General features: G+C 70.8%; 7 protein-coding genes and 1 tRNA gene. 4 read left to right on the top strand and 4 right to left on the bottom strand.

The features are described 5' to 3' along the window. Window positions 1-81: 81 nt before the first annotated feature. The gene (locus tag ACFY3N_RS30545; RefSeq protein WP_390820017.1) at window positions 82-1,479 is read right to left on the bottom strand and encodes a gluconate:H+ symporter; all 1,398 of its coding nucleotides are present in this window, start codon (window positions 1,477-1,479) and stop codon (window positions 82-84) included. A gap of 80 nt (window positions 1,480-1,559) precedes the next feature. Next, window positions 1,560-2,078 carry a gluconokinase gene (locus tag ACFY3N_RS30550; RefSeq protein ID WP_390820018.1) on the bottom strand — a complete coding sequence of 173 codons (519 nt, stop codon included), beginning with the start codon at window positions 2,076-2,078 and terminating at the stop codon, window positions 1,560-1,562. Between the two features lie 137 nt (window positions 2,079-2,215). Between ACFY3N_RS30550 and ACFY3N_RS30555 the strand changes: the two genes are divergently transcribed. After that, window positions 2,216-2,917 carry a FadR/GntR family transcriptional regulator gene (locus tag ACFY3N_RS30555; protein WP_390820019.1) on the top strand — a complete coding sequence of 234 codons (702 nt, stop codon included), beginning with the start codon at window positions 2,216-2,218 and terminating at the stop codon, window positions 2,915-2,917. Between the two features lie 148 nt (window positions 2,918-3,065). Here ACFY3N_RS30555 and ACFY3N_RS30560 read toward each other — a convergent pair whose 3' ends face one another. Both ACFY3N_RS30560 and ACFY3N_RS30565 read right to left on the bottom strand, forming a co-directional pair. Next, window positions 3,066-3,440 (bottom strand): YchJ family protein, encoded by a 375-nt coding sequence (locus ACFY3N_RS30560; RefSeq protein ID WP_390820020.1) that lies wholly within the window; start codon window positions 3,438-3,440, stop codon window positions 3,066-3,068. A 63-nt stretch (window positions 3,441-3,503) separates the two neighbouring features. Then, a tRNA-Leu gene (locus ACFY3N_RS30565) sits at window positions 3,504-3,588 on the bottom strand. A 201-nt stretch (window positions 3,589-3,789) separates the two neighbouring features. Between ACFY3N_RS30565 and ACFY3N_RS30570 the strand changes: the two genes are divergently transcribed. From ACFY3N_RS30570 to ACFY3N_RS30580, 3 genes are all read left to right on the top strand, one after another. Beyond that, the gene (locus ACFY3N_RS30570) at window positions 3,790-5,115 is read left to right on the top strand and encodes a M20/M25/M40 family metallo-hydrolase (RefSeq protein ID WP_390820021.1); all 1,326 of its coding nucleotides are present in this window, start codon (window positions 3,790-3,792) and stop codon (window positions 5,113-5,115) included. Window positions 5,116-5,267: 152 nt separating this feature from the next. Then, window positions 5,268-5,501, top strand: a complete 234-nt coding sequence (gene chpH / locus ACFY3N_RS30575) for a chaplin ChpH (RefSeq protein ID WP_390820022.1) — start codon at window positions 5,268-5,270, stop codon at window positions 5,499-5,501. 166 nt (window positions 5,502-5,667) lie between these two features. Further along, a partial coding sequence (locus tag ACFY3N_RS30580; RefSeq protein ID WP_390820023.1) for a chaplin family protein occupies window positions 5,668-6,246 on the top strand: 579 nt, incomplete at its 3' end.

Here is a 6,246-nt window from a genome sequence, read left to right on the forward strand (position 1 = left end):
CCGGAACGCGCACGGGCCCCGGCACCTCGTCGAGGTGCCGGGGCCCGTGGCCGGCCTGCGTCCGAATGATCAGCCGGACACCTAAATGATCAGCGACAGCAGCAGCACCAGGGCGCCGGCGACCACCGAGATGATCGTCTCCATGATCGACCAGGTCTTGATCGTCTGTCCGACGTTCAGCCCGAAGTACTCCTTCACCAGCCAGAACCCGGCGTCGTTGACATGGCTGAAGAACAGCGAACCGGCACCGATCGCCAGCACCAGCAGGGCCGCGTGCGTGGTCGACATGTCGGCCGCCAGCGGCGCCACCAGACCGGCCGCCGAGACGGTCGCCACCGTCGCCGAACCGGTCGCCAGCCGGATCGCCACCGCGATCAGCCAGGCCAGCAGCAGCGCCGGGATCGACCAGTCCTCGGAGATCTCCAGGATCATCCGGCCCACGCCGGTGTCGATCAGCGTCTGCTTGAAACCGCCGCCCGCGCCGACGATCAGCAGGATGCCCGCGATCGGCGCGAGACTCCTCTCGACCAGCTGCTGCATCCGCTCCCTGCTGAACCCGGCGGGCATGCCGAGGGTGAAGATGCCGACCAGCACGGCCGCGAGCAGTGCGATCAGCGGGGAGCCGATCACGTCGAACACGCGCTGCACGCTGTTCTCGGGATCGTCGACGACGATGTCGACCAGCGCCTTGGCCAGCATCAGCACGACCGGCAGCAGGATCGTGGCCAGCGTCGCGCCGAAGCTCGGACGCTTCTCCAGGTCCTCGGAGGGCCGCTGCGGGATCATCCGCTCCGGGGCCGGGACGTCCACCCAGCGGGCGGCGTACTTCGAGAACAGCGGACCGGCGATGACGACCGTCGGTATGGCGACGAGCACGCCCAGCGCCAGCGTCACCCCGAGGTTGGCGCCGACGGCGTCGATCGCGACCAGCGGGCCGGGGTGCGGCGGGACCAGACCGTGCATCACGGACAGACCGGCGAGCGCCGGGATGCCGATGCGCATCAGGGAGTAGCTGCCGCGCTTGGCGACCATCAGCACCACTGGGATCAGCAGCACGACGCCGACCTCGAAGAACAGCGGCAGACCGATCACCGAGGCGATCAGCACCATCGCCCACGGCATGGAACGGCCGCCCGCCTTGGCGAGGATGGTGTCGACGATCTGGTCGGCGCCGCCGGAGTCGGCGAGCATCTTGCCGAGGATCGCGCCGAGGGCGATCAGCACGCCCACACCGGCGACGGTGGAGCCGAGTCCGGCACTGAAGCTGGTGATGACCTTGTCGAGCGGCGCGCCGGCGAACGCGCCGAGCGCCAGTGTCCCGATGGTCAGCGACAGGAAGGCGTGCAGCTTGAACTTGGTGATGAGCAGGACGATGACGGCGATGCCCAGCAGCACGGCGATGCCCAGCTGGGCGTGGCCGGCCGAGGTGATCGGCTCGGGTGCGTCCGCTGCCAGCATCTCAACGCTGAGTCTGGTCACGGTGGTTCCTTGTGGGTACGGGGGGCGGGGAGGGGCCGGGGAGGTGGGGGCGCCCCGGGAACTGGTGTCCGGCCAGGGACCTAAGCGGCCGGCTCGGGGAGGGACTCCAGGGCGGCGGCCGCCCGTGCGGTGATCTCCTCGGGGCTGCCCGCCACGTCCACGGCGACCCCGGCCTCGTCCCGCTCCAGCGGCTGGAGCGTGGCGAACTGGGAGTCGAGCAGTGCCGTGGGCATGAAGTGGCCCTGCCGGTGCGACATCCGGTCCTCGACGAGCGCGCGGTCACCGGTGAGGTGCACGAAGACGACGCCGGGCGCGGCGGCCCGCAGCCGGTCGCGGTACGACCGCTTCAGCGCCGAGCAGCTGACCACCCCGCCGAGACCGGCCCGGCCGTGGGCCCACTCGCCGAGGGCGTCCAGCCAGGGCCACCGGTCGTCGTCGGTGAGCGGGGTGCCGGCCGACATCTTGGCGATGTTGGCCGGCGGGTGGAAGTCGTCGCCCTCGGCGTACGGGACGCCGTACCGGGCCGCGAGCAGGGGACCGATGGTGGTCTTGCCGGTGCCCGCGACGCCCATGACCACGACGACATGGGGGGTCTTCATCGCTGCCTCACTGTCTGCTGTCTTCGTCGACACGTGATGTCGACGCAACTGAAGCTCATTAGGTACGACGAATTCAAGAGCCTGTGACATATAAGTCTGACTTTTTGTTCCCGTGATCCGCCCCGTACTCTGAGTGCATGAGCACCACGGGCCGGGGGCTGCACGGCCGCGTACTGGACACCCTCGGCCCCGAGATCACCGCGGGGGAGTATCCGCCGGGCAGCGTCCTGCGCACCGACGAGCTCGCACAGCGTTTCGACGTGTCACGTTCCGTGATGCGCGAGGTCGTCCGCGTCCTGGAGTCCATGCACCTGGTCGAGTCCCGGCGCCGCGTCGGCGTGACGGTCCTGCCGACCCCCGAGTGGAACGTGTACGACCCGCAGGTCATCCGCTGGCGCCTGGCCGGCGCGGACCGCCCCCGCCAGCTGCGCTCCCTCACGGTGCTGCGCTCGGCGATCGAGCCGGTCGCGGCGGGCCTGGCCGCCCGCAACGCCACCCCCGAGCAGTGCGCCGAACTGACCGAGTGCGCGCTCGGCATGGTCGCCAACTCCAGCGGTCACCGGCTGGAGGGGTACCTCCTCCACGACGTGGCGTTCCACCGCGTGATCCTGACCGCCTCGGGCAACGAGATGTTCGCCCGCCTCGGCGACGTCGTCGCGGAGGTGCTGTCCGGCCGCACCCACCACGACGTGATGTTCGAGGACCCCGACCCGGCCGCCGTCACTTTGCACGTCCGGCTCGCGGAGGCGGTCCGCGAACGCGACGCCACCCGCGCGGAGAAGCTGACCCGCGAGATCACCGAGGGCGCCCTCCAGGAACTGGACATCCTGGCGCCCTGACCGCGCCGCCGCCGGGCGGCGCGAGGCCCCGGCCCGATGGGGCCCGGCCGGCTCGTCGAGATCGGTTTCGTCGTCGACACGAGGCTGCCCGCTTGAGGCCTGCTCCTCGCACGCCGCCGGCCTACCGGGGCCGTCGGCGCCTTTGGCCTCAGCTCAGGAAGTCCCCGTCGACGTACACCCACGCCCCGTCGACCCGCTCGAACCGGCTGCGCTCGTGCAGCGAGCCGCCCCGGTAGGACGCCCGGAACGTCACCGTCCCGCCGGAGTGGAAGGCGGACCCGCCGTCGGTGTCCAGGATCTCCAGCCCGGTCCAGCGCATCCCGGGATCGAAGTCGACCCGCTCCGGCCGCGTCCGCGGATGCCAGGTCCGCAGCAGGTACGCGCCGTCCCGCCGCACGAACGCGCAGTACCGCGACCGCATCAGCCGCTCGGCGGTGGGAGCGGCGGCGGCCCCGGTGTGGAACCGGCCGCAGCAGTCCGCGTACGCCTCGGGGAGCCCGCAGGGGCAGGAAGGTGTGGTCATGGTCGGCCTCCGCGACAACGCCCGAGGGCCGCGACCTCGTGGTCGCGGCCCTCGCGCTTCATGTGTCCGAGGGGGGACTTGAACCCCCACGCCCGATAAAGGGCACTAGCACCTCAAGCTAGCGCGTCTGCCATTCCGCCACCCGGACAAGGTGTCTGTCGCGCGGGTTTCCCCCTGCGGCGACGGAGTAAACATTACCAGGTGTTCCGGGGTGGCCGATCACACCCGCCCGGCCGCGTCGTCGTGTGAACGGCGGATGACGGGCGGGGCCGGGTCTTGGGGCGCGCCCGCGGGGGAGAGAGGATGGGGACGACCCACCGGCGTGAACACCAGCAGCGGGAGGAAGCACGTGAGCGAGACGGACACGGCCAGGAGCGTCACCGGTGAGGACGAGGTCGTGGACCTCTGCCGCGAGCTGATCCGGATCGACACCAGCAACTACGGCGACCACTCGGGCCCCGGCGAGCGCAAGGCGGCCGAGTACGTCGCCGAGAAGCTCGCCGAGGTGGGACTCGAACCGCAGATCTTCGAGTCGCACCCGGGGCGCGCCTCCACGGTGGCCCGGATCGAGGGCGAGGACCCCTCCCGGCCCGCGCTCCTCATCCACGGCCACACCGACGTCGTACCGGCCAACGCCGACGACTGGACCCACCACCCCTTCTCCGGCGAGATCGCCGACGGATGCGTGTGGGGACGCGGGGCCGTCGACATGAAGGACATGGACGCCATGACCCTCGCGGTCGTCCGCGACCGGCTGCGCAGCGGACGCAGGCCGCCCCGGGACGTCGTGCTGGCGTTCCTCGCCGACGAGGAGGCCGGCGGCACGTACGGGGCCCGCCACCTGGTCGACAACCACCCGCACCTCTTCGAAGGCGTCACCGAGGCGATCAGCGAGGTGGGCGGCTTCTCGTTCACCGTCAGCGAGCAGCGCCGCCTGTATCTGATCCAGACGGCCGAGAAGGGCATGCACTGGATGAAGCTGACCGTGGCCGGCACCGCCGGGCACGGGTCGATGATCCACCGCGACAACGCCATCACCGAGCTGTCGGAGGCCGTCGCGCGCCTCGGCCGGCACACGTTCCCCGTCCGCGTCACGAAGACGACCCGGGCCTTCCTCGACGAACTGGGCGACGCCCTCGGGACCGAGCTCGACCCGGAGAACATGGAGGGGACCCTCGCCAGGCTCGGCGGCATCGCCAAGCTCATCGGCGCGACGCTGAGCAACACCGCCAATCCCACCCAGCTGGGCGCGGGCTACAAGGTCAACGTCATCCCGGGCGAGGCGACCGCGCATGTGGACGGCCGTTTCCTGCCCGGACACGAGGAGGAGTTCCTCGCCGACCTCGACCGGATCCTCGGTCCGAAGGTGCGGCGCGAGGACGTCCACTCCGACAAGGCCGTCGAGACCACGTTCGACGGGGCCCTCGTGGACGCGATGCAGTCCGCGCTGGTGGCCGAGGACCCGGCCGCCAGGGCCGTCCCGTACATGCTCTCCGGCGGGACGGACGCCAAGTCCTTCGACGACCTCGGTATCCGGGGCTTCGGCTTCGCGCCGCTGAAGCTGCCCCCGGAGCTGGACTTCGCCGGCATGTTCCACGGGGTCGACGAGCGGGTGCCGGTGGACGGCCTGAAGTTCGGCGTGCGGGTGCTCGACCGCTTCCTCGACGCGTGCTGAGACGGTTACCCGATGACCTCAATAATCGTCCAGACGTGCGGAGTTGACTGAAAAGAGTGAATGCGACCATAAGCTCGTAGCCTCATTACTCCGTCCTCGTTAGCCGTGATGTGATCCGCGACTTTGGATCGCTTTGCCAACAAGGAGGAATAATGTTCAAGAAGGTCGTCGCCGTCGCTGCCGCCACCGGTGGTCTGGTTCTCGCGGGCGCGGGCATGGCCGCCGCCGACTCCGGTGCCCAGGGTGCCGCCGTGCACTCCCCGGGTGTCCTCTCCGGCAACGTCGTGCAGGCCCCGATCCACATCCCGGTGAACGCCTGCGGCAACACGATCTCCGTGATCGGTCTGCTGAACCCCGCCTTCGGCAACACCTGCGTCAACGCCTGACGTTGTGCCTCGCCCTCCAGGGCGTGCCCGCTGAGGGCTTGAGCCCGTCGGCCCCGGAGCGCGCGCCATGCGCTCCGGGGCCGTCCGGTCTCATCGAACGTCGGAACACCGGGAATCCTGCGGAACGCCGATTCCCGGCACCAGGTCGAGAGCAGGGATTTCAGCAATGCGACAGGTTACCCGCAAGGGCCTGATGACAATGGCGGCCGCCACGGGCGTACTCGCCGCCGCGGGCGGGGCCGCCCACGCCGACTCCGGCGCGACGGGCCATTCCGGCGGCTCGCCCGGCGTACTCTCCGGGAACACGGTGCAGGCGCCGGTGCACGTGCCGGTGAACGTCTGCGGGAACACGGTCAACGTCGTCGGCGTCCTCAACCCGGCCGTGGGGAACTCCTGCGCCAACCAGGGTGGCTCCTCCTCGGGCGGGTACGGCGACTCCGGCGGCCACGGCGGCTCGCACGCCGGCGGAGACGCCGAGGGCTCGCCCGGTGTGGGCTCCGGGAACACGGTGCAGGCGCCGGTGCACGTGCCGGTGAACGTCTGCGGGAACACGGTCGACGTGGCCGGCGTCCTCAATCCGTCGGTGGGGAACTCCTGCGCCAACCAGGGTGGCTCCTCCTCGGGCGGGTACGGCGACTCCGGCGGCCACGGCGGCCACGGCGGCTCGCACGCCGGCGGAGACGCCGAGGGCTCGCCCGGTGTGGGCTCCGGGAACACGGTGCAGGCGCCGGTGCACGTGCCGGTG

It is taken from the genome of Streptomyces sp. NPDC000348 (assembly GCF_042898795.1).
Classification (GTDB): domain Bacteria; phylum Actinomycetota; class Actinomycetes; order Streptomycetales; family Streptomycetaceae; genus Streptomyces.